Below are 23,897 nucleotides of genomic sequence, written 5' to 3'. Positions count from 1 at the left end.
ATCATTTAATCAAATGCTGGTGACAGGATTTGAACCTGCGACCCCGTCATTACGAGTGACGTGCACTATCAGCTGTGCTACACCAGCATAGAAAAATGATAAGAAAATATTAATATATGTGGATCAATTTTTCAAGAGGTTTTTCTTAATCAACGCTTTAAGGCCGTATACTGTGAAAGAAATAATTAGCTGTCTTCGCTCGATGATCTGGGGGCTGCGAACGGTTAATCCTGTTTTCGCACGCTAATCCCGGAGTTCGCACGATAATCTTGATTTTCGCACGATAATTCCAGAGTTCGCACGCTAATCCTGTTTTCGCACAATAATTCCATTTCGTTTGTTTCCTATACGAAAAACGGTCCAAGTGATGCTCATCACTTGGACCGTAGCTTTTATTTCTGAATCTGCAGTTCCTCAACACGAAGACCGTTTCGATCTGCCTCCATCAATTCAACGGAATAGTCCGGCAGTATTGCCTGCATTCCCTTTACGATTGATTTCCCGGTTCCTTTAGGGGCAAACGAAATCATTGTCGGTCCCGCACCGCTTATGACTGTCCCGAAAGCTCCCATTTCGTTGGCAGCCTGACGAATTTTTTCATAGTTTGGAATTAAGGAAGCGCGATATGGCTCGTGAAAGAGATCAGCTTCCATCATTCGGCCTGCCAGTTCATAGTTGCCAGAGAGTAATCCGGCAATCATGACATTTCCGATACCGCTTGCAGCAGTAGCTTCTGCGCGATCGAATGTTTCAGGCAGGACTTTGCGGGCAGTTTCTGTCTTCAATTCGAAGTTTGGAATATACAGGACAAGATCTAAATCGAGTTCGTCCGTTTGAATATAATCCACTTTGTCTGTCTGCTTTGTTTCTGCAGTGACAATTAAACCACCGAGTAAAGCGGGAGCGACATTATCCGGATGGCCTTCAAATTTTGTGGCCCATTCTAATTTTTGCTCTTGATCTAGTTCCAGCCGGCAAAGCTGGTTGGCCAGTTCAATACCAGCCACAACTGCGGAAGCACTGCTTCCCATGCCGCGAGCTAATGGGATTTCACTTTCAACTACCACATTACAAGGAGGAAGGACGGCCTCACATTCCGCAGCCATCCTTTTTGCTATTTGGCAAATAAAGTGATCTTGTGCCGCCCCTGCTGAAGGGAGATGCTTTGAGCGATGCTCAAATACCCATTCATCACTGCTTTGCACGTGCAATGTCAAATAACGGTTCAGAGACAATCCGACAGAATCGAACCCTGGGCCGATATTCGCGGTGCTTGCCGGAACAGTGATAGTGAAGCCGTTCATTCATTAACCACGCCTTTAATATAGTCTATAATGACATTTTCATCATTTGGAAGAACAACAGGATTGTACTCAATTTGAGAAATGGCAGTTTGCGGATCTTTCAATCCATTGCCTGTTAGTACTGCAACGACCTTGCTTCCTTTTTTGATATTGCCGTTTTTCACCTGCTGTAATACTCCGGCAATCGAAGCGCATGATCCTGGTTCGGCGAACACGCCTTCTCTGCGAGCAATCAGCTGAAAAGCCTCTAAAATTTCTTCATCAGTCACGGACTCGATTTTTCCTTCGGATTCATCTCTTGCTGCAACCGCAAGATTCCAGCTGGCAGGATTTCCGATTCGGATAGCAGTTGCCACTGTTTCAGGTTGAGCGATCGGTTCACCTTTTACAATTGCCGCGGCTCCTTCGGCTTCAAAACCGAACATTTTAGGAAGGCCAGTTTGATTCTCTTCGTTATATTCCTTGAAACCTTTCCAATAAGCACTGATGTTTCCGGCATTTCCCACAGGAATGGCCAAAATATCTGGTGCAGTGCCAAGCTGGTCGCAAATTTCAAATGCAGCAGTTTTCTGTCCTTCAATCCTGTAAGGATTGACAGAGTTAACGAGTGTAACAGGTGCTGTTTCACTGACTTTACGAACCATTGTTAAAGCTTCATCAAAGTTGCCTTCTATTTCAACGATTTCCGCTCCGTACATCATTGCCTGCGCCAATTTACCAAGAGCAACTTTTCCGTTTGGAATAACGATGATTGCTCTGATTCCAGCTTTGGCTGCATAAGCCGCAGCGGCAGCAGATGTATTTCCAGTTGAGGCACAAATGATTGATTTGCTTCCATCCTCAACAGCTTTTGCAACAGCCATAACCATTCCACGATCTTTAAATGATCCAGTAGGGTTGGCTCCTTCAACTTTTGCGTACAGCTCAATTCCCAATTCTTCAGATAAATGGGCCAGATGTACTAAAGGAGTATTACCTTCCTGAAGTGTTAATCTAGGTGTTTTTTCTGTCACAGGCAAATAAGATTGATAATGCGAGATCAGGCCCGGCCAGTTCATTTTTCTCCATTCCCCTCTACACGATAATAACTGATTACGTCTTTTACAACTGACAAATCTCTAAGCTTCATTAAGGCCTCTTGGAAGTTCTCCAAGGAAACTGTGTGTGTAACAATGATGATTTCAGCCAATTCCCCTTTGTTGAGTGGAGTTTGCAGGATTTTTTCAAAACTAATCCCCAACTCGTTAAACAAAGTGGTGATTTGTGAAAATGCCCCAACTTCGTCTGCCAAATGAAGCCTGAAATAGAATTGTCCAAAACGCTCCTTAGGAGATTTTAACACACTTTCATATCTTGGGGCTACAGCGCTTTTTCCATTAACACCTAGAAGCAGGTTTTTAATGACGGCTACAACGTCAGCCATCACTGCGGTTGCAGTTGGTAAGCTTCCTGCACCTGGTCCGTAGAACATTGTTTCACCGACTGCTTCACCTTGCACATAGATAGCATTATATTCGTTTTTGACAGAGGAAAGCGGATGGCTCTTGGATAAAAATGTCGGTTGAACAGTCACTTCCACTTTATGGTCATCCACCTGGGCAAAACCGATTAGTTTCATAGAATAGCCAAGCTTTTGTCCGTAATGCAGATCCTCAAGGGATAGCTTGCTGATACCTTCTATCTCGACATCATCAAGCGCTACACTTGTAGAAAAAGCAAGTCTTGCAAGGATCGCCATTTTTCTGGCTGCATCTAATCCTTCTACATCTGCAGTCGGGTCAGCTTCGGCAAATCCAAGCTCCTGTGCCTTTTTTAATGCAGTCTCATAAGACTGACCTTCCTCTTCCATTTTAGTTAAGATATAATTTGTAGTACCGTTAACAATACCCATCACTTTTTTCAGACGGTCTGATACCAAACCTTCGGTTAACCCCCGTAAGATTGGGATACCGCCGCCGACGCTTGCTTCATAAAACAGATCAACGCCGTTTTCTACGGCAGATTTTTGCAATTCGGGTCCATGGAGTGCAATCAGATCTTTATTCGCTGTAACAACATTCTTTTTGGCCTGGATGGCCTTGGTGATATGTTCTTTAGCTTCTTCAATTCCGCCCATCACTTCAACGACAAGGTCGATTTCTGGGTCCTGGAGCACATCATCTGGGTTGGAGGTGAGGAGTGTCTGACCGATTTGAATATCTCTTTCTTTTTCCGTGTTCCGTACAAGAATGCTTTTCACTTTGACGCCGCAGCCGAGTTGATGAACCAGCTCATCTTGGTGATTTTTAACCAACTGAACGACACCGGAACCAACAGTTCCTAAACCTAATAATCCGATAGATACATAGTCTTTCTTCATTACAAATTCCTCACCTTTCTGTCTATCTATAAAGTACATTTGTTTTTATATAGTAGACATTGTGGCGTTAAAAGTCAAGGTTTTTTAAAGTCTATTTGCTGCTTTTGACAAGAATGTGACAAGGAGAAAAGGAATTCAAATATTTTTCTCGAAATATTATGTGTTAGACGCTAAACATGAGGAGGAGTCCGATGATGCTGGAACCAATGAACAGCTCGCCTGTCACCGGGAAGAGGCCGGGTAGATGGATCAATAAGAAAATCGTATGGACTGCTGGAATCATCGTCATTTTGTTAGCCTTTGCCACCTGTATCGGAATTTCCGTATATGTAGGGACGAATTTGACAAAGCCTGAGAAAAAAGAGATTGAGGTTCTGCCAAGCGATTATGAAATGGCTTATAAAGATATTGAGTTTATGAGCAAAGACAAAGAGACAAAGCTTTCCGGATGGGTGCTTGAACCGCCTGTTCCGGCGAAAATGAATGTGATTTTTGCCCATGGGTACAAAGGGAATCGCTATGAAGAGAATATTCCGTTTCTGCCGCTTGCGAGCAACTTATTAGCTGACGGCTATCGTGTCATCATGTTCGATTTTCGCTATGCTGGGCAATCGGAGGGAGAGATGACAACGGTCGGAGTAAAAGAAAAACTTGATTTACTCGGAGCAGTTGACTGGACGACTGCAAATTATAAAGAACCTGTTGGATTATTGGGAATATCAATGGGAGCCTCCACTTCAATTTTGGCCGCAGCTGATTCGGAAGATGTCATTGCAGTTGTTGCTGACAGTCCTTTTAGTGACCTTCATGATTATTTAAAGGTCAACATGCCGGTATGGACGGATTTGCCGAATTTTCCATTCACGCCTTTAATATTGACCATCATACCAATGATGGCTGATATTGATTTGAAAGAGGCAAGCCCGATCAGTGTACTGGATAAAATATCACCAAGGCCTATTCTTTTTATCCATAATAAAGGTGATGAATCCATACCTTATACAGAAAGCGAAATGATGGTGAAGAAAGATCCGAAGCATTTCACTCTGTGGTTGACAGAAGGAGAGGGCCATGTCAAATCCTTTGAGCAAAATTCTAAAGAATACGTTGAAGAGGTCAAAGGGTTTTTAGATGATGCGCTGGCAGGAGTGAAAAAATAAAGAAATGAGTGAACGTGTTTGGAAGAACAGGCAAGGGAACTAAGAAGAATCCGGATTACATTGATTTTTTTGGTGATTGTCACCTTGATAAGCGGTGGTAACTCGGATGTCAGTGTGAACTATCCAGATGATGATTTTGAAGGTGCCCCGCAACAAAACGTGATCCAATTAGGTGATGGACGTTTTGGAATGATTATAGATGGAGAGTATATGGAAATATACGAATATGATGCAGAAAAAAATAAAATAAAAAAGATTAGTGATATTTATCTGAATGAATTAGATTAAAACTTTAAAGAAATTGGTGTGGTTGTCATGAATGATTCATTTAAGCCTCTTACTAAAGATTTTTTTCAACAGCCGACTCTTGAATTGGCTCGATCACTCTTAGGGGGTCTTCTTGTAAAGGAGACAGAGGAAGGGCTGGCTGCGGGCATGATAGTGGAAACAGAAGCCTATAAAGGACCGCATGACCGTGCCGCACATAGCTATGGTAACCGGAGGACAAAGCGGACGGAAATCATGTTCAGCACAGCTGGCCTTGTGTATACATATGCCATGCATACCCATTGTTTGATCAATGTGGTCAGTGCAGGAATTGATGAACCAGAAGCTGTTCTAATCCGCGCGTTAGAACCTGTTGAAGGAATTGATCTAATGAAACAGAGACGTCCAGTCGATCAAAAGAAAAATTTGACGAACGGTCCGGGAAAATTGACAAAGGCTATGGGGATCACAATGGAGGATTATGGTCGGAAGTTTTATGAGCCGCCTCTATTCATCAGTGAAGGAAGTCCGCCGGAAGAAATTGAGCAGGGAACAAGAATTGGTATTCAGAATACGGGGGAGGCGCGGCATTACCCGTGGCGTTTTTGGATTAAGGGAAGTTCATATGTTTCGAGATGAAAGAATCTCCACTTTGGAGGTTCTTTTTTTTACTTTATTCAGTAGAAGCCTCCCAAGCCTGTAAGAGGTGGGTGAAAGCATATCGGTATTCAATCCAGTGGAGGTTCAAAGTCTGGCTGAATAAAGTTAAAGCCCTATAGATTTTCAGCGGAAACTTATCGAACGGAATTCGATAAGATCTGGGCGTAAATACGCCAAGGCACATTTTGATAAGAAATTTGAAAAGTAAGAAGGACGAAAACGCAACCAGATACCGAAAAGAATCTGGTGCATTATGTGAAATGGCACAGGTATTCCCAACTCGTAGAGAAGTCTAAAATCGAATAACGAATGTGTAGTAAAGCGGCTCGAACTCATGGGAAAATCTCGAAAATGGTAATGAATGCGGAGCAGAGATGTCCGAACTCATGGCAAAGTCTCAAATGTGTTATAAAAACCCCTCTTACACCCCCTTTTTTCAAAAATGGGTTTGACATGTATATTTGTATTAGTGTACTATCTAATTAATACACTAATACAAAGTGAGCGGAGGTCAATAGCATGCGTGCATTTAACGGACTATTAAAGAAAGATTTAAACTTAATGAAATTTTGGTGGATGGTCTGGCTTGTTTTCATGTTTCTTGGAATGATTGGGGTTTATGCCTTATCAGTTTATTCATCGGAACCAAGTATCATTGTTCCTTTTCTTATGACGATTGCTGCTTTCCAGGTGTTTTTGGCACCACTATCGGTCCTTACTGTTTTGAATATTGAAGGGAAAACACAGTTATGGCTTTACAACCCGCAAAGCAGCATTAAATTACTGCTTTCGAAAATCAGTTCGGCAGCCATTATTCAATTGATTGCGCAAATTTTTGTTTCTCTGTATGCCCTTTTTGTTATGAAAGTTTTACTCAATAATGGATTGATCGACAGTTTCAACGGCTTTATGCCCTTTAAAAATGGATTTCTTATGCAGTTAGGTATTTTTGGAGCGTCAATGTATATCTCCATCTGGTGTATCTTTCTTTGGTCAGTTTATCATTCTCTTGGAAAGTATCCGACTATCAGAAGCTTCCGTTGGATTGCGGTCATTCTTGTCTGCTTTGCTTACAATGCGCTGGAAGTTCTCCTTACTAAAACTAGGCTGTTCAAAAATGAGTTGTTTTCGTTTGGTGTAAGTATAAATATTGCACCAAGAATGAGTTATCAGGAACAAAATGGCTGGGCCATTTTGCAAACTGATGCCCATATACCAATTATGACGATCTGTTTGTACATCGTTTTGTCTCTCATCTTTTTCCTTCTCGCTAGCTGGCTGCTTGACCGGAAAGTGGAGGTGTAGAAACATGGCTAAGGACTTTGAAGCATCCAAACCCATTTATATACAAATTACTGAAAAGATATTTCAAAGGATCATTCGCGGTGAAATAAAACCCGGGGAAAAGTTGCCTTCTGTAAGAGAAATGGCTGTGAAGTCGGGTGTAAATCCAAATACGATTCAGAGGTCATATGCCGAAATGGAAAGGATGGGAATTGTGGAAACAAAGCGTGGGCAGGGGACATTTGTCATAGAACGAGGGAGTATTGTAGACGAACTGAAGGAATCTATGCAAACAGAAGTGATTGGACAATTTGTAAGAAGCATGGAGGAACTGGGATTATCAAAACAGCAGATGTTGAACGGGCTGAAGAACTACTTGGAAGGAGGAAAGCAAAAATGATTATTAAGTTAAACGGCGTAACGAAAAAGTATGGTTCGGCAAAGGCCTTGAACAACGTAACATTGGATTTTGAGCCAGGTAAAATTTATGGTCTACTCGGTCCAAATGGAAGCGGAAAGTCCACCACTTTAAAGTTGATCACAGGTTTGGTCTACCCAAACAGCGGAACGGTTTCGGTTTTACAGGAAAATGTGACACGGAGGATCAGTCAAAAAGTAGCCTATTTGACGGAATTGGATATGTTCTACGATTCTTTTACCACTGGAAAAATGATTGAATTTTACGACTCTCAGTTTCCAGACTTTGACAGGGCAAAGGCCTTTCAGCTTTTACAGGAAATGGAGCTTCCAGCAGATAAAAAAATCAAGCAGCTTTCAAAAGGAAACAGGGGAAGACTGAAGCTTGTTCTAACATTGGCGAGAGATGTTCCTGTCATTTTATTGGATGAACCATTTTCTGGATTGGATCCGATGGTGAGAGATTCAATCGTTAAAAGTCTGTTAACTTATATTAATTTTGATAAGCAGACAGTTATTATCGCAACACATGAAATTGACGAGATCGAACCGATTATGGATGAAGTCGTCGTCATTTATAACGGAGATATTATTGGTCGCGAAAATGTGGAAAGTCTTCGGGAAGAACAAGGAATCTCTGTCTTAAAATGGTTTAAATCAATAATGGAAAATCGACGAGAGGAAGTGAATCTTGATGACAGCAGTCGTTGAGCTAGAAAAAGTAACGAAAACAATTAAAGGAAGAACAATTATTGATGATTTGACCTTTAATGTAAAGGCTGGCGAGGTATTCGGTTTTTTAGGGCCGAATGGCGCAGGGAAAACGACAACGATTAGAATGATTGTTGGACTCATTGGTATGTCATCTGGAGAAATTAAAATTTGCGGGAGCAGTGTCAGCAAAGATTATGAAAAGGCGATTAGTTATGTAGGAGCTATTGTTGAAAATCCTGAGTTGTATAAATTTTTGACCGGATACCAGAACCTTCAGCAGGCTGCTCGTGCGTATAAAGGCGTAAGCAAGGAAAAAATTGATGAGGTTGTTAGGCTTGTGGGTTTGTCAGGGCGAATTCATGATAAGGTCAAAACGTATTCTTTGGGAATGAGACAAAGGTTAGGTATTGCTCAAAGTCTTCTGCATGACCCGAAAATCCTTATTCTGGATGAGCCGACAAATGGTCTTGATCCTGCCGGAATAAGAGAGATCAGGGACTATTTGAGAAAATTAGCCGAAAGGAAGAACCTAGCCATTATTGTATCAAGCCATTTGTTATCCGAAATGGAAATGATGTGCGACCGAATCGCTATCATTCAAAAAGGACAGCTGATAAATGTTCAAAATGTTTTAAGCGAGGAGACAGAAACAGACAGGAAAACTTATTTCTGTGATGTTGATAATAAGAATAAGGCAATAAAAGTTTTATCAAGGAACGGTATTCAAGCCGTAAAGCATGATAAAGGTATTCAAATCTTTTTGGAGACAAGTGAGGTTCCGGATACATTGCGCTTATTACTGGAAAATGAACTGCTTGTGTTCGAAATCCGTCCTCTCAAAAAGTCACTCGAGGAAAAGTTTTTGGAGATAACCAATCATCAGGAGGTGTCAGCCCATGTTTAATTTAATACGGAATGAATGGGAGAAGATATATAGGCAAAAAAGCACCATTCTCATGATTGGATTACTCGTCCTAATCCTGTTTGCCTATGCAGGCATGACAAAATACCTTGAAACAAAAGAAAAGCCGTCATCAGGAAGTGACTGGAAGCAGGAGTTGATGGCGAAAAACGAATCGATGAAACAGGAAGCCGGAAATGTGCAAGTCATGACTCCATCCCTGAAAGAGTTCTATGATACTGAGATGGCCTTAAATGATTATCGAATAAAAAATGACTTGCCACCAGTTTCTGAAAGCACTGTTTGGACCTTTATCAATGATTCGACAGGACTGATTCCTTTTCCAGGATTGTTTGTTTTGATCATCGCCGCGGGAATTGTGGCCAACGAATTTTCCAGGGGGACAATTAAAGTACTGCTTGTGAAGCCATATAAACGATGGAAAATCCTACTTTCAAAATATATTGCGGTAAATATTTTCCTTCTGTTTTTACTCATTATATTGTTTGTTTTTTCAGCACTGGCCGGGGTTGTGTTATTTGGAACAGGTGAAGCTGCGCAAAATGTCCACCTTGCATATGTAAACGGCCAAGTCGAGGAGCAAAGTCTGTTCTTGTATTTGATCAAATCCTATATATTTAACGCTTTAAGCATCTTTTTGCTTGCTGCCATGGCGTTTATGATTTCGGCAGTGTTTAGGAATAGTGCACTTGCAATTGGTTTATCCGTTTTTCTACTTTTTACAGGTGAAACGATAACAAATTTATTGGCAGCTAAATTTGAATGGGCAAAATACAGTTTGTTCGCAAATACAAATTTGATGCAATATGTCGATGGGATGCCATTGGTCGAAAGTATGACAATGAAGTTTTCCATTATAATTTTATTTATCTATTTTTTCATTTTTCACGTTCTAGCATTTTTATTCTTCACTAAGCGTGATATCGCGTCTTAATCGCATAAAATAGACAAAAAAAGACTTAAAATGACATTTTCCCCGTTGCTCTATAACGGGGAAAATAAATTTGATAGTATAATAATATTTGAAACTATGACTCCCTTTTTGGTATATTAGTGGTGTAATGGAAAAGCAAATAAATTGTAATAAACATCATAGAACAGTGGTAGAAATAATTTGCTAGTTCATTGCAAAATACTCGAAAAGGGGGAATTAATATGAGGAAGAAACGTTTTACTTTATTAAGTTTTGTAACCGCATTCATTTTGCTGCTAGGCGGCTGTTTTAGCGGCGAAACTGAATCGAAGCCGGATTCTTCGGATAGTGAAAAATCTGGTGAAGAACAGAAGTCCGATGAGAAGAAAGTGTTGCACCTGAATAACACAGAGGAGCCGGGGTCTTTACATCCGGGGACAGCTGAAGGAACTCATGACTCTTGGGTACTAGAACACGCTTTTGAAGGATTGACAAAGAAAACGCCAGAAGGGGAAATTGTCGAGGGGATGGCAAAAGAATGGGAGGTCAGCGATGACGGCCTTACATGGACATTCCAGCTGAAAGATGATGTGAAATGGTCGAATGGTGATCCGGTTAAAGCCGAAGATTTTGAATATGCTTGGAAGTATGCGCTTAATCCTGAAACCGCTTCCGAATATGCCTATCAGCTATATTATCTTGCTGGAGGGGAAGAGTACAATAGCTCGGAAAATAAAGATGAGTATGCTGAATTAGAAGAAAAAGTGGGGGTTAAGGCAAAAGATGAAAAGACTCTAGAGGTTACATTGGCTGAGCCAACACCTTATTTTCTTGATTTAACCTCATTCTATACTTATTATCCAGTGAACAAGAAAGTTCAGGAAGAAAATCCGGATTGGGCTTTGGAAGCTGACGGTTATGTTTCTAATGGAGCTTTCAAACTTACTGAATGGGAACATAAAGATAGCATAAAACTGGAAAAAAATGAAAATTATTATGATAAAGATAAAATTAATCTTGACGAAGTCAACTTTGTCATGATTGATAATGAAGATACAGCATGGCAAATGTATCAGGCAGATGAGCTTGATTTAGTTTATCCGTTGCCGCAGGATGTTCAAGGAGAGCTTGCCAGCTCAGACGATCCTGAATTGCAAATTGAACCAGATCTAGCAGTTTATTATTATAACTTAAATACTGAAGTGAAACCGTTTAACAATGTTAAAGTTAGAAAAGCATTATCAATGGCGCTTGACCGTAAAGCAATTGTCGAGCATGTTGCACAAGGTAAACAGCCGCCGGCATATGGCGTGGTACCGCCAGGAATTCCTGATGTTGAAGGAGACTTCCAGGAAAACTCAGGAGCTTTGTTTAAGGAAGATGGAGAAGAAGCGAAAAAACTTTTAAAAGAAGGACTTGCTGAAGAAGGCATGGATAAAATGCCGAAATTTACACTAACGTATAATACGAACGAAGGACATAAGAAAATTGCTGAGGCTGCGCAGGAAATGTGGCGCAAAAACTTAGATATCGAAGTAACTTTGGAAAATGTAGAATTCCAAGTGAAACTTGACCGTGAAAAAGCAGGAGATTATGACATTTCCCGTGGCGGTTGGGTTGGGGATTACGTAGATCCGATGACGTTCCTCGGTCTATGGGTAACTGGAGGTTCCCATAATGATCCGAATTGGAGCAATGCTGAATACGACAAAAATCTGAAGACAGCTAGAGCTTCCATGGATCCAAAAGAACGCATGGAAGCCATGCATAAAGCGGAAGAAATTTTAATCAGTGAGATGCCTGTTATTCCTGTTTATTTCTACACGCAACCGTTTACACTCAAACCGCATGTAAAAGGGGTCTTTACACCGACCAATCGTTATCCGCAGTTCATTTATGCTGACATTGAAAAGTAAACAAGCCATTTAAGGGGTATGCCATTCTTGGCATACCCGGTTTGGTATTGCGGAATATTGGTTTATAACTCTTGCATTCTTAATAAGGGGTGTAAGGATTCAAGAGGAAAAGCTCTTTGAAAGAGGTGTACACGATGTGGAAATATACATTAAAACGGTTGTTCTGGGCAATTGTCACTGTGTGGGTCATCATTACACTCACTTTTATCATTATGAAAATAATTCCGGGGAATCCATTCGCAAAAGAAGGGAATATGCCACCGGCTGTATATAATAATTTGCAACGCCATTATAATTTGGACAAGCCTGAAATTGTTCAATATGGCAATTATTTAAAATCAGTTCTCCAATTTGATTTCGGTCCATCTTTGAAATCAAAATCTATCACAGTCAATGATTATATTAGAAAAGGGTTTCCTGTCTCTCTTCATCTAGGGCTCCAAGCATTGCTAATAGCGATTACGTTTGGTTTAATCCTCGGAGTCATTGCTGCACTAAACAGGAATCGATGGCCTGACTACCTCTCGATGGTACTTGCCATCATCGGTTTGTCGGTCCCGAATTTTGTCTTAGCTACTTTCCTAATCTATTATGTTTCAGTTGAATGGCAGTTGCTTCCCGTTGCTACATGGAAGTCATGGGCGCATACTATACTCCCTTCCATCGCGCTCGCTATGATGCCGATGGCCTATATTGCTCGCTTAATGAGATCGAGCATGCTTGAGGTGATGAATCAGGACTATATTCTGACAGCCAAAGCAAAAGGATTGTCAGGAAGCGTCGTTATTATTAAACATGCAGTCCGTAATGCTATCTTGCCGGTTGTGACAGTGTTGGGGATCCTAACGGCTAATCTGGTTACCGGGAGTTTTATCATTGAGCATATTTTTGGGATCCCAGGTATGGGAGAAATGTTTGTAAAAAGTATCTTCAGCCGTGATTATCCTGTTATCTTGGGGTCTACCATCTTTTACAGCATCATTCTCATCGGGTTGATTCTTATTGTGGATATAGCCTATACATGGATTGATCCGAGAATCAAGATTACAAGGGAGAGCAGCTAATGAGTAAGCAGGAACTGAAGTTGACGGAAGAGATGTTTTTGCCCGCGGAAGATAATTATAAAGAAGCTGAAAAAATTGCAAGACCCTCCGTTTCGTATTGGGCTGATGTATGGCGTCGACTGTTTGAAAATAAACTGGCTATGCTTGGATTAATTGTCATATTGATTTTAGTGATTATGGCAATTATCGGACCACATTTGAACGGATATACGTACTATGAACAGGATTTTACAAAAAAGAATTTGAGGCCTAATGCTGACCATTGGTTTGGAACGGATTCAGCGGGAAGGGATTTGTTCACCCGGAGCTGGTATGGTGCAAGAATATCACTTTTCATTGGAGTGATGGCTGCGCTGATTGATTTTATCATCGGTGTGACATATGGCGGTATTTCAGCAATCAAAGGCGGTCGTGTCGATAATGCGATGATGAGGATCGCTGAAATCCTTTATGCAATCCCTTACCTCCTTGTTGTGATTTTAGTCATGATCGTAATGGAAAAAGGAATTTGGCCGATCATCATTGCTTTGTCGATCACTGGATGGATTCAGATGGCAAGGCTTGTGAGGGGACAGGTTTTACAATTGAAGGAACAGGAGTTTGTTCAGGCATCCAACGCAATGGGCGGAAAAATGGGCTGGATATTAAGAAAGCACATGATACCGAATACATTGGGGCCTATCCTTGTAAACATCACTCTCAGTGTTCCAACGGCAATTTTTGCAGAAGCGACTTTAAGCTTCCTTGGACTAGGTGTCCAAGCACCGCAGGCGAGCTGGGGAACGCTTGTCAATGATTCGTTAGGGAGTATTCATGTGGGACATTTCTATCAGCTTTTCATCCCAGCGATTTTAATCTCCTTGACAATGCTGGCCTTTAACGTATTTGGAGACGGGCTCAGGGATGCACTTGATCCCAGGTTGCGAGAATGAGAGAGGTGAGAATCGGTATGAAGAACGTACTCGAGGTAAAAGACTTGCATGTATCCTTTCACACTTACGCTGGGGAAGTAAAAGCGGTTCGGGGTGTCAATTTCAATGTTGGAGAAGGAGAGACAGTTGCAATTGTTGGAGAATCTGGTTCCGGAAAAAGTGTTACGGCTAAATCCATCATGAAGCTGCTTCCTTCGCCACCAGTAAAATATAAGCAGGGAACGATTGAATTTCAAGGAAAGAATTTGTTGGATGTACCTGAGAAAGAAATGCAGCGTATTCGAGGAAATCAGATCAGTATGATTTTCCAAGATCCGATGACATCCTTGAATCCAACGAGCAAGGTTGGAAATCAAATTATAGAAGTTATACTCAAACATAATGACATAAGCAAGAAGGCTGCTGTTGAAAAAGCGATTGAGATGTTGAGGCTTGTAGGGATTCCTCAACCGGATAAGCGGATCAATCAATACCCCCATGAATTTTCGGGAGGGATGCGCCAAAGGGCCATGATTGCGATGGCGCTTGCATGTAATCCGCGTCTGCTGATCGCAGATGAACCTACGACAGCGCTTGATGTAACTATTCAGGCGCAAATATTGGAATTGATGAAAAAAATTCAGAAGGAAACGGGAACATCTATTATTTTAATTACGCATGACCTGGGGGTTGTAGCGGAGGTTGCTGATCGAGTAGTTGTTATGTATGCGGGGCAGGTAGTTGAAACGGGAACAGTGAAGGAACTCTTTGCTAATCCGCAGCACCCATACACAATGGGACTATTGAATTCAATTCCGCGATTGGATATGGATAAGAAGCAGCCGCTGTCTCCAATTATCGGGACACCGCCTGATTTAATCGATCCGCCCAAAGGCTGCCCGTTTTATGCCAGATGCCAATTTGCCATGCGTGTCTGTAGAGAGAACGACCCGGATCTTGAGGAAGTCAGACCAAAACAAGTGGCAGCTTGCTGGCTTCATCATCCTATGGCTCAACAGAGAGCAAGTGTGTGACAAAGGAGGAAGCAGATGACGCCGGAACTAAAAGAAAAACACTCTTTTGACCAAGGAACCTCTTCTTCACCGTTGATTCAAGTGAAGAATTTAAAAAAATATTTTACAGTGGAAGATAACAAACTGAAAGCAGTTGATGGGCTGAATCTGGATATCTATCCGGGTGAAACAGTCGGCCTTGTCGGCGAAAGCGGATGTGGAAAATCAACCGCTGGTCGAACCATTCTCAGATTGCATGAGCCGACGTCAGGTGAAGTTTTATATAACGGTAAAAATATCTTTTCTAATAATGAAAGAGAAATGTCCAAGCTGCGAAGAGAAATTCAAATGATCTTTCAAGATCCCTACGCGTCGTTGAATCCAAGGATGACCGTAGAAGAAATAATTGGGGAGCCGTTTGCGATCCACAATAGATTGAGCGGTAAAAAGAAAAAAGAACGTGTCAAAGAACTGCTCCGGCTCGTTGGATTGAATGCCGATCATATAAGTCGTTTCCCGCATGAATTTAGCGGCGGGCAGCGCCAGCGGATCGGAATTGCCCGGGCACTGGCTTTGGACCCGAAATTCATCGTTTGTGACGAGCCCATTTCAGCATTGGACGTTTCAATCCAAGCACAGGTTGTGAATCTGCTGAAGGACTTGCAACGCAAAATGGGCTTGACCTATTTGTTTATCGCGCATGACTTGTCCATGGTCAAATATATATCTGACCGGATACTTGTCATGTACCTTGGAAAAATGGTCGAGCTGTCGGAGAGTGAGGAACTGTATGATGATCCGTTGCATCCATACACGAAAGCATTATTGTCATCGGTTCCGATCCCCGATCCTGAATTAAGACGTGAGCGGATCATCCTCAAAGGGGATGTTCCAAGTCCAATTGATCCGCCAAGTGGCTGTGTATTTCGGACGCGCTGTCCGGCAGCCATGGATGTATGTGCTAAAGTTGTGCCTGAGTGGCAGGAAGTGAAACCCGGTCACTTTACCGCGTGTCACTTATATCAATAATGCAAGGTGAGATTGGGGCGCGCCAAGCCCTTTTGGGCGATGGCGCGCCTCAACTCTCTTATAAAAGCTCCAACACTCAGAACCTCCAAATGATGGGTTGTTTCTCAAAAGATAATAAAGCATAAAATTAAACTTTTCTATGTCCAGCCCACGCACAGGACGTGCTAGTGCTGACGGCGCCAAAAGGATGTGGATCTTTAAGTCGGCCAGGCGCCATCGGCGCAAGGGTCAAGTCGCGCGGAAGTTTATTCATGAAGAATGTGCCCCCTGCTTCAAGAAAGCATATGTTTTTTTCCTCGTCACAAAGCTGCATGAAGCATACTCATAGAAGCTTTTCACGATGTAAATGAAATTAGCAGCTTTGGTGTGGTGGCTGAGGAAGTGCCTCATCAAAATAGCTTTGTGCTTGTTGCCTAAGGTTGCGCGCCTTGTTCTTTTCTTAATTCCGTCAAGATTATTTCTGAATAGGAATTGACGAACATTTATTTTTTATGGTAAAGTAATAGCAATTTACTGAAATCCTTTAGTTCGCTAGAGAATTAAAGAATAATAGATTCGGGAAGTGACTTGTTATGTTTTTGCCAGCAGGAAGCAGGGATGAGATGGGGCCCGCGATTAGCAACCGCTTTTCTGTCATGGAAAAGTTCAGGGAAGTGGCAGTGTTGCGCGGCTATGAGCAAATTTCTACACCAGTGGTTGAATATGCATCGACTTTTACAAATGAATATGTGGGGATGAACCTTCAAAATATGCTGAAGTGGTTCAATTCGGAAGGAGAAATTGAAGTGCTCCGCCCGGATTGGACAACGTCTATTGCTCGGGCATTGTCATCGCAGGATCACAATCTGCAGAAGTGGGCATATCAGGGATCTGTCTTCAAGACTGACAGACCAGGTATGGAAGATCACCAAGCTGGCATTGAAATTTTACATATGCCTAGATTGATGGGGGAAATCGAAAGTCTATTGATGGCCAGCTCGTTTTTAAAAAGCCTTGGGATTACAGATTATGTCATCGAACTTGGCCACACTGAACTATATGAAAGTCTTGTTCAGGAGCTTGATTTGAAGAATGAGGAAGCGGAACGGCTCCGCCAGGCCATGCATGATAAAAAACAAGATGAAGTTTACGAAATCGCGCTTCACTATGGCGACGAGGAAACGGCGAAGGAATTGGCAGCCCTCGTTGATGCATACGGTGGTATAGAAGTGATCGCTGAATACGAGGAACGGTGGAAGGACAGGAGAGATCTGCTTGATATGCTTGCTCAGATGAAAAAGGTCGCACAAATTCTAACTGAATCGGGCAGCGGTGAAATCCTTGTCGACCTTGGTAGAGTAAAAAATCTTCCTTATTATTCAGGAATGTTATACAGAGGCTTTTTAAAGAAAACAGGTGTTGTCTGTTTCTCTGGGGGACGTTACGACAAGTTGTATGATCGATACGGAGGTCAGGTATCTGCTGCAGGCCTTGCATTCGATGTAGACGTTCTTGCTGAAATTTACCAGGAAGTATCACCTTTGGAAAAAGTTTGTATCATAGCGAATCTTGATGCGCTTGTTTACGCAGAGAAATTAAGACAGTCATATGAAAATTGCATAGTTGATGTCCGTGTGGAGACGGTTGATCCAGATGATTATGATAAAATAGTAGAAATAAAACTTATTGACGGAAAATATGAGGTGTTGGAAAAGTGAAACCGACGATCGCTCTGACAAAAGGGAGATTGGAAAAACAATTTCTCGCATTTTTACAGTCAAAAGGCTATGATATTACGCCTTTGACAGATAAAGGAAGAAAACTTCAAATTGAGACGGACGAATTTTTTGCTGTTTTTGCAAAGGGAGTCGACGTGGCTACTTATGTTGAACATGGGATTGCGGATCTGGGCATTGTTGGGGAGGACATCCTTCTTGAATTCGAGCCGGACGTTTATGACTTACTGCCGCTTCCTTTCGGAAAATGCCGTCTCGCCATAGCGGGGGAGCCTGAAGAGGCTCGATCCTTCGGCAAACAACGAATAGCAACGAAGTTTCCGAACATCACAACGAAGTATTTTAGAGAGCGCGGTAAATCTGTTGATATTGTCAAACTGGAAGGATCTGTTGAATTGGCTCCGCTTTTGGGTCTGGCAGACAATATTGTGGATATCGTTGAAACGGGCAGTACATTAAAAGAAAACGGACTTGTAGTAAAGGAAGAAATGATGTCCATTTCCGCAAGATGTATTGCAAATCGTAATTCCTTGAAACTGAAAAAATCCGTATTGGCACCGCTTATTGACTCATTCCGCATCGAGGAGGCTGCCATATGATTCCAGAGTATACAGTAGATCAGTTCAAAGACACATTCATTTCGGCAAAAACGAAAAAACAGCCTTTTGATGATAAAGTGCTAGAAACGGTAAAAAAAATCTTAGAAGACATCCGTACCCGCGGCGATCAAGCGTTACAAGAGTATACGGGAAAATTTGACGGCTACAGTGGTGACAATTGGGAAGTGACAAAGGAAGAAAGAAAAGCGGCATGGAAGGAAGTCTCTTCCGAAGTGATTGAGTCGCTCGAAAGGGCCGCCGCCAATATCAAAAGATTTCATTCCAAGCAGCTTCAGCAGTCACGGATGATGGAAATGACGGAGGATATCATTTCCGGTCAGCTTTTCCGTCCAATTGAACGAGCAGGTATTTATGTTCCAGGTGGAAAGGCTTGTTACCCATCCACCGTCTTGATGAACGCCATCCCGGCAAGCCTTGCAGGCGTGCAAGAAATTGTTATGGTTACTCCTGTCAGAGGAGGAGACACGATTCCAGCTGTTTTATCAGTTGCTGCTGATATTGCCGGAGTGGACACCATCTATAAAATAGGTGGGAGCCAAGCGATAGCTGCACTTGCCTATGGAACAGACAAAATCCCTTCTGTCGATAAAATTGTCGGACCGGGGAATGCTTTCGTGGCTGCCGCAAAATCTCTTGTATTTGGCGAAGTGGGCATTGATATGATTGCGGGCCCTTCTGAAGTCGCCATCATTGCTGATGAAACAGCCACTCCAGCTTTTGTAGCTGCTGATTTGATTGCACAGGCTGAGCATGACGAAAGAGCACGTTCATTCCTGTTTACGACTTCCGAACAGCTAGTTGATGAAACAATAGTCGAATTGAAAAAGCAATGCTCGGAGCTCCCTAGGAAGGATATAGCAGAGGTTTCGCTAACAAATGAAGGAGCTATTGTTCTAGTTAATTCTGTAGAGGAAGCTTTCGAATTGGCAAATGCTCTAGCGCCTGAACATTTGGAGATACAGGTGGAAAATGCGTTGCAGCATTTGAGCAAAGTGAAAAACGCAGGATCGGTGTTTATTGGCCACCACACACCTGAAGCGGTTGGTGACTACTTTGCCGGACCTAACCATGTTTTGCCGACAGTAGGTACAGCCCGTTTTTCATCGGGGCTGTCTGTTGATGATTTCGTCAAAAAGACAACGTACGTCTATTACTCTGAAGAAGCATTGCGCAATGCGGCTCCTTATGTGGAAACTCTGGCAACGAAGGAAGAGTTGGATGGCCATGCGCGAGCTGTGAAAGTGAGGCTAGAACGGTGAGAAAAACACTCCGCGGTTTGATACCTTATAAAGTGACATCTGAACAAGCTGATATTATCCGACTTGATAACAATGAGGCCTACACAAGCCTCCTTTCCTATCTCAACTTTTCCGAGCTAGAACAAACGCTGCTGAACCGTTACCCAGCAGAAAGCACAGAAGCATTGATCGAAGCTTACAGCAAGTTTTTCGGTTTTCCTGCTGATAATATTTTGGCCGGAAATGGATCGGATGAGTGCATTACACTTATTTGCCAATATGCACTTGATCCAGGGGATCAAGTCATCGTATTGGAACCCGATTTTTCCATGTATGAAAAAAATGCGCACGTCATGGGTGCAGAAGTGACAACCATCCAATTGAATGATGACTTCACATTGCCGCTGGATAAGATTAAGGCTGAGATCGAACGCTTGAGTCCTAAATTATTGTTCTTATCCAACCCGAACAATCCTACAGGCAGATTGTATGAAAATGAGGAAATCGAAGCATTGATCAGTGCGATGCAGAAAGCGGGGGGCCTCCTTATTTTAGACGAGGCTTATATCGACTTTGCGGGAGAGTCAGCCTTTGCTAAAGAGGTACTCGATTATGAGAATCTCCTTATTTTGAGGACGGCTTCAAAAGCGCTTGGAATGGCGGCACTTCGTCTTGGCTTTATGATAGCCAATGATCAGATCATTGAGGGGATCACAGCAGTTAAACCGCCGTATAACGTTAATACCGTTTCCGCTCAGATTGGCACACAGCTTTTGAAAAAGCCTGAGCTTTTGGACCAGTTTTTAATTATGCAGCTAGCACAAATTGCTGAGCTTGAAGAAATCATAAAAGAATTTGTCAAAAAGGTGCCGGGAGCGGTTCTGTATCCTAGCAGCACTAACTTCTATTTAATGGAAATGGAAGGAGCACAGGATTTAGCAGAGTTTTTATATGAAAGAAAAATAAAAATTCGCTATTTCGGTAAAGATTCCTTCGAGGCTGTCCGGATATCTGCAGGGACTGCGGAGGAGCACGCGAAGCTGAAAGAGGCATTGATGAATTGGAGTGACAAATAATGCGACAAGCGTCAAGTAAAAGAGAGACAAGTGAAACAAAGATAGAGCTTGCAGTTTGTCTTGATGACCCGACGGAGGTTGAGATCCATACTGGAGTCGGATTTTTTGATCACATGCTGACAGCTTTTGCGCGACATGGCAGATTTGGACTTAAGGCGATAGTGGAGGGTGACCTTCATATTGATAGCCATCATACAGTAGAAGATACAGGAATTGTTTTGGGAAAAGCGATTAGGGAAGCACTAGGTGATAAGCAGGGTATCGTCCGATTTGGAACTTCCTATATACCGATGGATGATGCGCTTGGATTTGTGTCACTCGATATTAGCGGCCGCCCATTCCTTCATTTTGAAGGTGATTTTAAAATGCAGTCACTGGGTAATTTTGATACGGAGCTTGTAAGGGAATTTTTCCAGGCATTTGCTTTTAACTCAGGCATTACCCTTCATGCCCGGGTTTTGTACGGGGAAAATACTCATCATAAAATCGAGGCGCTTTTTAAAGCACTTGGACGTGCTTTAAGGGAAGCGGTCAATATTGATCCTAATATAAAAGGGGTTCTATCAACAAAGGGTTTGTTGGAATAAGAAAAAGTGCAAGGTGAATTTTGTATGGTCGTTACAGCCATTCGACTTGAACCTTGTACTGATGCAACTTTTCAGACATAAGGCGAAGGCTCTGATGCGCCGTTGATACTTATTCGTCGGAGCTGGATATAGCACATTTTCATTTTCGGCGCGATAGCTTAGTGAACTTTATATTTTTATAAAAAAAAGCAAAATGTTTGCAGGAGGAACCTATGAAGATTTTACCGGCAATGGACTTGATTGATGGAAAATGCGTCAGGCTTTATCAGGGAGATTTCAATCAAACAACACAGGTGGGAAGCGACCCGGAATCTCAGCTTCAAACATTTATTGATGATGGGGCAGAAATCATTCATATCGTTGATTTGGATGGCGCCCGTTCAGGCAGGCCTGATCAGCTTGAGCTGATTTCTAGGCTTTGTGCAAAATCGCCTGTTCCTATTCAGATCGGAGGTGGGATCCGCAATCTTGAAACTGTGAAGGCGTACGTTGAGGCAGGTGCTGAGCGTGTTGTTATTGGAACGGCAGCAGTCGAGGACGAACATTTTTTGAAAGAAGCATTGAAGGATTACAAGAAAAATATTGTGATTGGAATCGATGCCCGTAATGAGAAAGTGGCTGTTTCAGGTTGGGAAACCGAGACGGAAGTTGATTACATCAAGTTCGCTAAGAAGATGGAAGAGCTTGGGGTGGAAACGATTGTTTTCACAGATATTTCAAAGGATGGCACGATGCAGGGACCGAACCTTGAACAGTTGAAAAAGATCAATGATGCAGTTGAGTGTAAGATTGTCGCTTCAGGAGGAATTAGAAACCAATCGGATCTTGATGCAATTGCTGGTCTCGGCATTGAGGAAGCAATTGTCGGAAAGGCTATGTACGAAGGCACGGTAAAACTAAGGAGGTCATGAAAAATGAAGAAAATTATTCCTTGTTTAGACGTAAAAGATGGACAAGTGGTGAAAGGAATCAATTTTGAAGGGCTTCGCTTAATGGGCGACCCGGTGGAGATGGCCTCTAATTATTCGGAAAATGGTGCTGATGAATTAGTACTTCTTGATATTTCGGCTACGACAGAAGGCAGAGATACGATGGTGGATGTAGTGAAAAGGGTAGCTGAAAAAATATCCATCCCGTTTGCGGTCGGTGGAGGAATTAAAAACTTGGATGATATTTCACGAGTTCTTGATGCTGGTGCGGATAAAGTCGGAATCAATTCAGCTGCGGTAGATCGCCCAGAACTGATTAAAGAAGCGGCAGAAAAATTTGGGTCCGAAAAGATTGTCGCAGCTGTGGATGCCAAGCAATTCCCTGATGGCTCATGGCATGTGATGACTCACGGCGGCATGAAGGATGCTGGACTGGATGCAGTGCAATGGTCCAAAATGCTTGAAGAGCTGGGTGCAGGTGAAATATTACTGACAAGTGTTGATCGAGACGGTATGAAAGATGGTTATGATTTGGAATTGACGAAGGCGATAGTCGAGGTGGTAGCCATTCCGGTTACGGCTTCCGGCGGCTGCGGCAACTCGGAGCATATTGTCGAAGTATTTGAAAAGACGGACTGTGCTTCTGCCTTGGCAGCATCTATTTTTCACGAAAATACCGTCAGTATCCCTGAAGTAAAAAAGCAATGCCGCGAGCGAGGAGTGAACGTCAGTGACTCCTGATTTTTCCAAAGGACTGCTTCCGGCGATTGTCGTTGATGACAAGAACGGTGAGGTTCTAATGCTTGCTTATATGGATGAAACAGCCTTTAATAAAACGCTGGAAACAAAGGAAACATGGTTTTATTCCAGATCCCGCAAGGAATATTGGAATAAAGGGGCTACATCTGGTAACAAGCAGCGGGTTAAGTCCATCCAGGCAGATTGTGATGGCGACACTTTGCTGGTGAGGGTAGATCCGTTGGGGCCTGCTTGCCATACAGGTGAATATTCCTGCTTCTTTGATACAATTGAAGGTGAACATGAAGAGCTGCCATTGTCCTCTGTTATTACATCTCTCGATGATGAAATAACAGAGCGAAAAGCGGAGCCTGTTGAAGGATCATATACCGCTTATTTATTTGAAAAAGGTACAGATAAGATTGCAAAAAAACTGATAGAAGAAGCCGGTGAAGTCATCATTGCTGCTAAGAATCAAGATAAAGAGGAACTTGTCAATGAATTTGGAGACCTCTTTTACCATTGTCTTGTTTTAATGGCGGATCAAAATGTACCGCTTGAAGCTGTGTTAGAGGAACTGCGGAACCGCTCATCCAAAAAGGGCAATTTAAAAAAAGAACGTCCGGAAATCGAAAATTGGTAGTTGCACAAACTGATCTGTAAAAAAACAATTCATAAGAAATACAACTTTAATTAACATTTTTTAAATACTTAAGCATGCAAGTAGTCCACCTTTTTTTAGGGTGGATTTTTTTAATAAGCAAAAAGTATAACTTGTTATGGAAAATTTTATTTACAGGAAGCTTTATCTACCGCACCTAGCCCCTCGAAGTCGCAGCCGCTTACGCTTTTCTTTAACAAACAACACTCCAATTGAGAGACCTAAAGCGGTGGAAAAAGCAGTCAAAATATTAAAATCGTGCTTTAGGAAATGATTAACTATTAAATTGCAGATGAACAGGAACAAAAAGAAAATAAAGTAATTAACTCAACTTTCGCACCAACAAAATAAGTACTAATCGTTGGCTAGACTGAATCTTGAGCCTATCAATTATGTTGCT

Annotated in this window: 24 protein-coding genes and 1 tRNA gene; 21 read left to right on the top strand and 4 right to left on the bottom strand. The window is 42.2% G+C overall.

All coding sequences use genetic code 11. From position 1 onward, the window contains the following. Positions 1-14 precede the first annotated feature (14 nt). The 4 genes from H9631_RS18525 to H9631_RS18510 all read right to left on the bottom strand — a co-directional run bounded on the left by H9631_RS18525 (position 15) and on the right by H9631_RS18510 (position 3,663). Positions 15-87 (bottom strand) — tRNA-Thr (locus tag H9631_RS18525). 305 nt (positions 88-392) lie between these two features. Next, positions 393-1,304, bottom strand: coding sequence for a homoserine kinase (thrB, locus tag H9631_RS18520; RefSeq protein ID WP_191815472.1), 912 nt, complete (start codon positions 1,302-1,304; stop codon positions 393-395). Further along, complete coding sequence (gene thrC / locus H9631_RS18515; protein ID WP_191815470.1) at positions 1,301-2,362, bottom strand: threonine synthase; 1,062 nt, start codon at positions 2,360-2,362, stop codon at positions 1,301-1,303. Before thrC ends, thrB begins: the two co-directional genes overlap by 4 nt. After that, on the bottom strand, positions 2,359-3,663 hold the full coding sequence (locus H9631_RS18510; RefSeq protein WP_191815468.1) for a homoserine dehydrogenase: 1,305 nt from the start codon (positions 3,661-3,663) through the stop codon (positions 2,359-2,361). Before H9631_RS18510 ends, thrC begins: the two co-directional genes overlap by 4 nt. 194 nt (positions 3,664-3,857) lie before the next feature. Between H9631_RS18510 and H9631_RS18505 the strand changes: the two genes are divergently transcribed. The 21 genes from H9631_RS18505 (at position 3,858) to hisIE (ending at position 23,479) form a co-directional block, all read left to right on the top strand. Beyond that, positions 3,858-4,823 carry an alpha/beta hydrolase gene (locus tag H9631_RS18505; protein ID WP_225221149.1) on the top strand — a complete coding sequence of 322 codons (966 nt, stop codon included), beginning with the start codon at positions 3,858-3,860 and terminating at the stop codon, positions 4,821-4,823. Between the two features lie 18 nt (positions 4,824-4,841). Continuing rightward, complete coding sequence (locus tag H9631_RS18500; protein ID WP_191815465.1) at positions 4,842-5,111, top strand: hypothetical protein; 270 nt, start codon at positions 4,842-4,844, stop codon at positions 5,109-5,111. A gap of 27 nt (positions 5,112-5,138) precedes the next feature. Further along, the gene (locus H9631_RS18495; protein WP_191815463.1) at positions 5,139-5,729 is read left to right on the top strand and encodes a DNA-3-methyladenine glycosylase; all 591 of its coding nucleotides are present in this window, start codon (positions 5,139-5,141) and stop codon (positions 5,727-5,729) included. A 540-nt stretch (positions 5,730-6,269) separates the two neighbouring features. Beyond that, positions 6,270-7,055 carry a hypothetical protein gene (locus H9631_RS18490; protein ID WP_191815461.1) on the top strand — a complete coding sequence of 262 codons (786 nt, stop codon included), beginning with the start codon at positions 6,270-6,272 and terminating at the stop codon, positions 7,053-7,055. Between the two features lie 4 nt (positions 7,056-7,059). Then, positions 7,060-7,434 (top strand): GntR family transcriptional regulator, encoded by a 375-nt coding sequence (locus tag H9631_RS18485; RefSeq protein ID WP_191815459.1) that lies wholly within the window; start codon positions 7,060-7,062, stop codon positions 7,432-7,434. Then, positions 7,431-8,162 carry an ABC transporter ATP-binding protein gene (locus tag H9631_RS18480; RefSeq protein ID WP_191815458.1) on the top strand — a complete coding sequence of 244 codons (732 nt, stop codon included), beginning with the start codon at positions 7,431-7,433 and terminating at the stop codon, positions 8,160-8,162. The genes H9631_RS18485 and H9631_RS18480 overlap by 4 nt, the downstream gene beginning before the upstream one ends. Continuing rightward, a complete protein-coding gene (locus tag H9631_RS18475) occupies positions 8,146-9,069 on the top strand; it encodes an ABC transporter ATP-binding protein (RefSeq protein ID WP_191815456.1) in 924 nt (307 codons plus the stop codon). Before H9631_RS18480 ends, H9631_RS18475 begins: the two co-directional genes overlap by 17 nt. Next, positions 9,062-10,021, top strand: a complete 960-nt coding sequence (locus tag H9631_RS18470) for an ABC transporter permease (protein ID WP_191815454.1) — start codon at positions 9,062-9,064, stop codon at positions 10,019-10,021. The genes H9631_RS18475 and H9631_RS18470 overlap by 8 nt, the downstream gene beginning before the upstream one ends. Positions 10,022-10,242: 221 nt before the next feature. After that, positions 10,243-11,916, top strand: coding sequence for a peptide ABC transporter substrate-binding protein (locus H9631_RS18465; protein WP_191815452.1), 1,674 nt, complete (start codon positions 10,243-10,245; stop codon positions 11,914-11,916). Positions 11,917-12,050: 134 nt separating this feature from the next. Then, positions 12,051-12,980 (top strand): ABC transporter permease, encoded by a 930-nt coding sequence (locus H9631_RS18460; RefSeq protein ID WP_191815450.1) that lies wholly within the window; start codon positions 12,051-12,053, stop codon positions 12,978-12,980. Further along, positions 12,980-13,912 carry an ABC transporter permease gene (locus H9631_RS18455; protein ID WP_191815448.1) on the top strand — a complete coding sequence of 311 codons (933 nt, stop codon included), beginning with the start codon at positions 12,980-12,982 and terminating at the stop codon, positions 13,910-13,912. The genes H9631_RS18460 and H9631_RS18455 overlap by 1 nt, the downstream gene beginning before the upstream one ends. A gap of 17 nt (positions 13,913-13,929) precedes the next feature. Then, complete coding sequence (locus H9631_RS18450; RefSeq protein WP_191815446.1) at positions 13,930-14,925, top strand: ABC transporter ATP-binding protein; 996 nt, start codon at positions 13,930-13,932, stop codon at positions 14,923-14,925. A 15-nt stretch (positions 14,926-14,940) separates the two neighbouring features. Further along, positions 14,941-15,933, top strand: coding sequence for an ABC transporter ATP-binding protein (locus H9631_RS18445; protein WP_191815443.1), 993 nt, complete (start codon positions 14,941-14,943; stop codon positions 15,931-15,933). A 572-nt stretch (positions 15,934-16,505) separates the two neighbouring features. Beyond that, positions 16,506-17,630 carry an ATP phosphoribosyltransferase regulatory subunit gene (locus tag H9631_RS18440; RefSeq protein WP_191815441.1) on the top strand — a complete coding sequence of 375 codons (1,125 nt, stop codon included), beginning with the start codon at positions 16,506-16,508 and terminating at the stop codon, positions 17,628-17,630. Further along, positions 17,627-18,247, top strand: a complete 621-nt coding sequence (hisG, locus tag H9631_RS18435) for an ATP phosphoribosyltransferase (RefSeq protein ID WP_191815439.1) — start codon at positions 17,627-17,629, stop codon at positions 18,245-18,247. Before H9631_RS18440 ends, hisG begins: the two co-directional genes overlap by 4 nt. After that, complete coding sequence (gene hisD / locus H9631_RS18430; protein WP_191815437.1) at positions 18,244-19,527, top strand: histidinol dehydrogenase; 1,284 nt, start codon at positions 18,244-18,246, stop codon at positions 19,525-19,527. The genes hisG and hisD overlap by 4 nt, the downstream gene beginning before the upstream one ends. Then, complete coding sequence (locus tag H9631_RS18425) at positions 19,524-20,582, top strand: pyridoxal phosphate-dependent aminotransferase (RefSeq protein ID WP_191815435.1); 1,059 nt, start codon at positions 19,524-19,526, stop codon at positions 20,580-20,582. The genes hisD and H9631_RS18425 overlap by 4 nt, the downstream gene beginning before the upstream one ends. Continuing rightward, positions 20,582-21,169: an imidazoleglycerol-phosphate dehydratase HisB gene (gene hisB / locus H9631_RS18420; protein ID WP_191815433.1), complete on the top strand. Its 588-nt coding sequence runs from the start codon at positions 20,582-20,584 to the stop codon at positions 21,167-21,169. Before H9631_RS18425 ends, hisB begins: the two co-directional genes overlap by 1 nt. 212 nt (positions 21,170-21,381) lie before the next feature. Then, a complete protein-coding gene (hisA, locus tag H9631_RS18415) occupies positions 21,382-22,080 on the top strand; it encodes a 1-(5-phosphoribosyl)-5-[(5-phosphoribosylamino)methylideneamino]imidazole-4-carboxamide isomerase (protein WP_191815432.1) in 699 nt (232 codons plus the stop codon). Positions 22,081-22,083: 3 nt separating this feature from the next. Next, complete coding sequence (hisF, locus tag H9631_RS18410) at positions 22,084-22,839, top strand: imidazole glycerol phosphate synthase subunit HisF (protein WP_191815429.1); 756 nt, start codon at positions 22,084-22,086, stop codon at positions 22,837-22,839. After that, positions 22,829-23,479, top strand: coding sequence for a bifunctional phosphoribosyl-AMP cyclohydrolase/phosphoribosyl-ATP diphosphatase HisIE (gene hisIE, locus H9631_RS18405; protein WP_191815427.1), 651 nt, complete (start codon positions 22,829-22,831; stop codon positions 23,477-23,479). The genes hisF and hisIE overlap by 11 nt, the downstream gene beginning before the upstream one ends. The last annotated feature ends 418 nt before the right edge of the window (positions 23,480-23,897 follow it).

Source organism: Bacillus norwichensis (assembly GCF_014836955.1).
Lineage (GTDB): Bacteria > Bacillota > Bacilli > Bacillales > Bacillaceae_C > Siminovitchia > Siminovitchia norwichensis.
The sequence above is the reverse complement of the archived record's forward strand: the minus strand, read 5'-3'. Positions and strand labels throughout refer to the sequence as shown.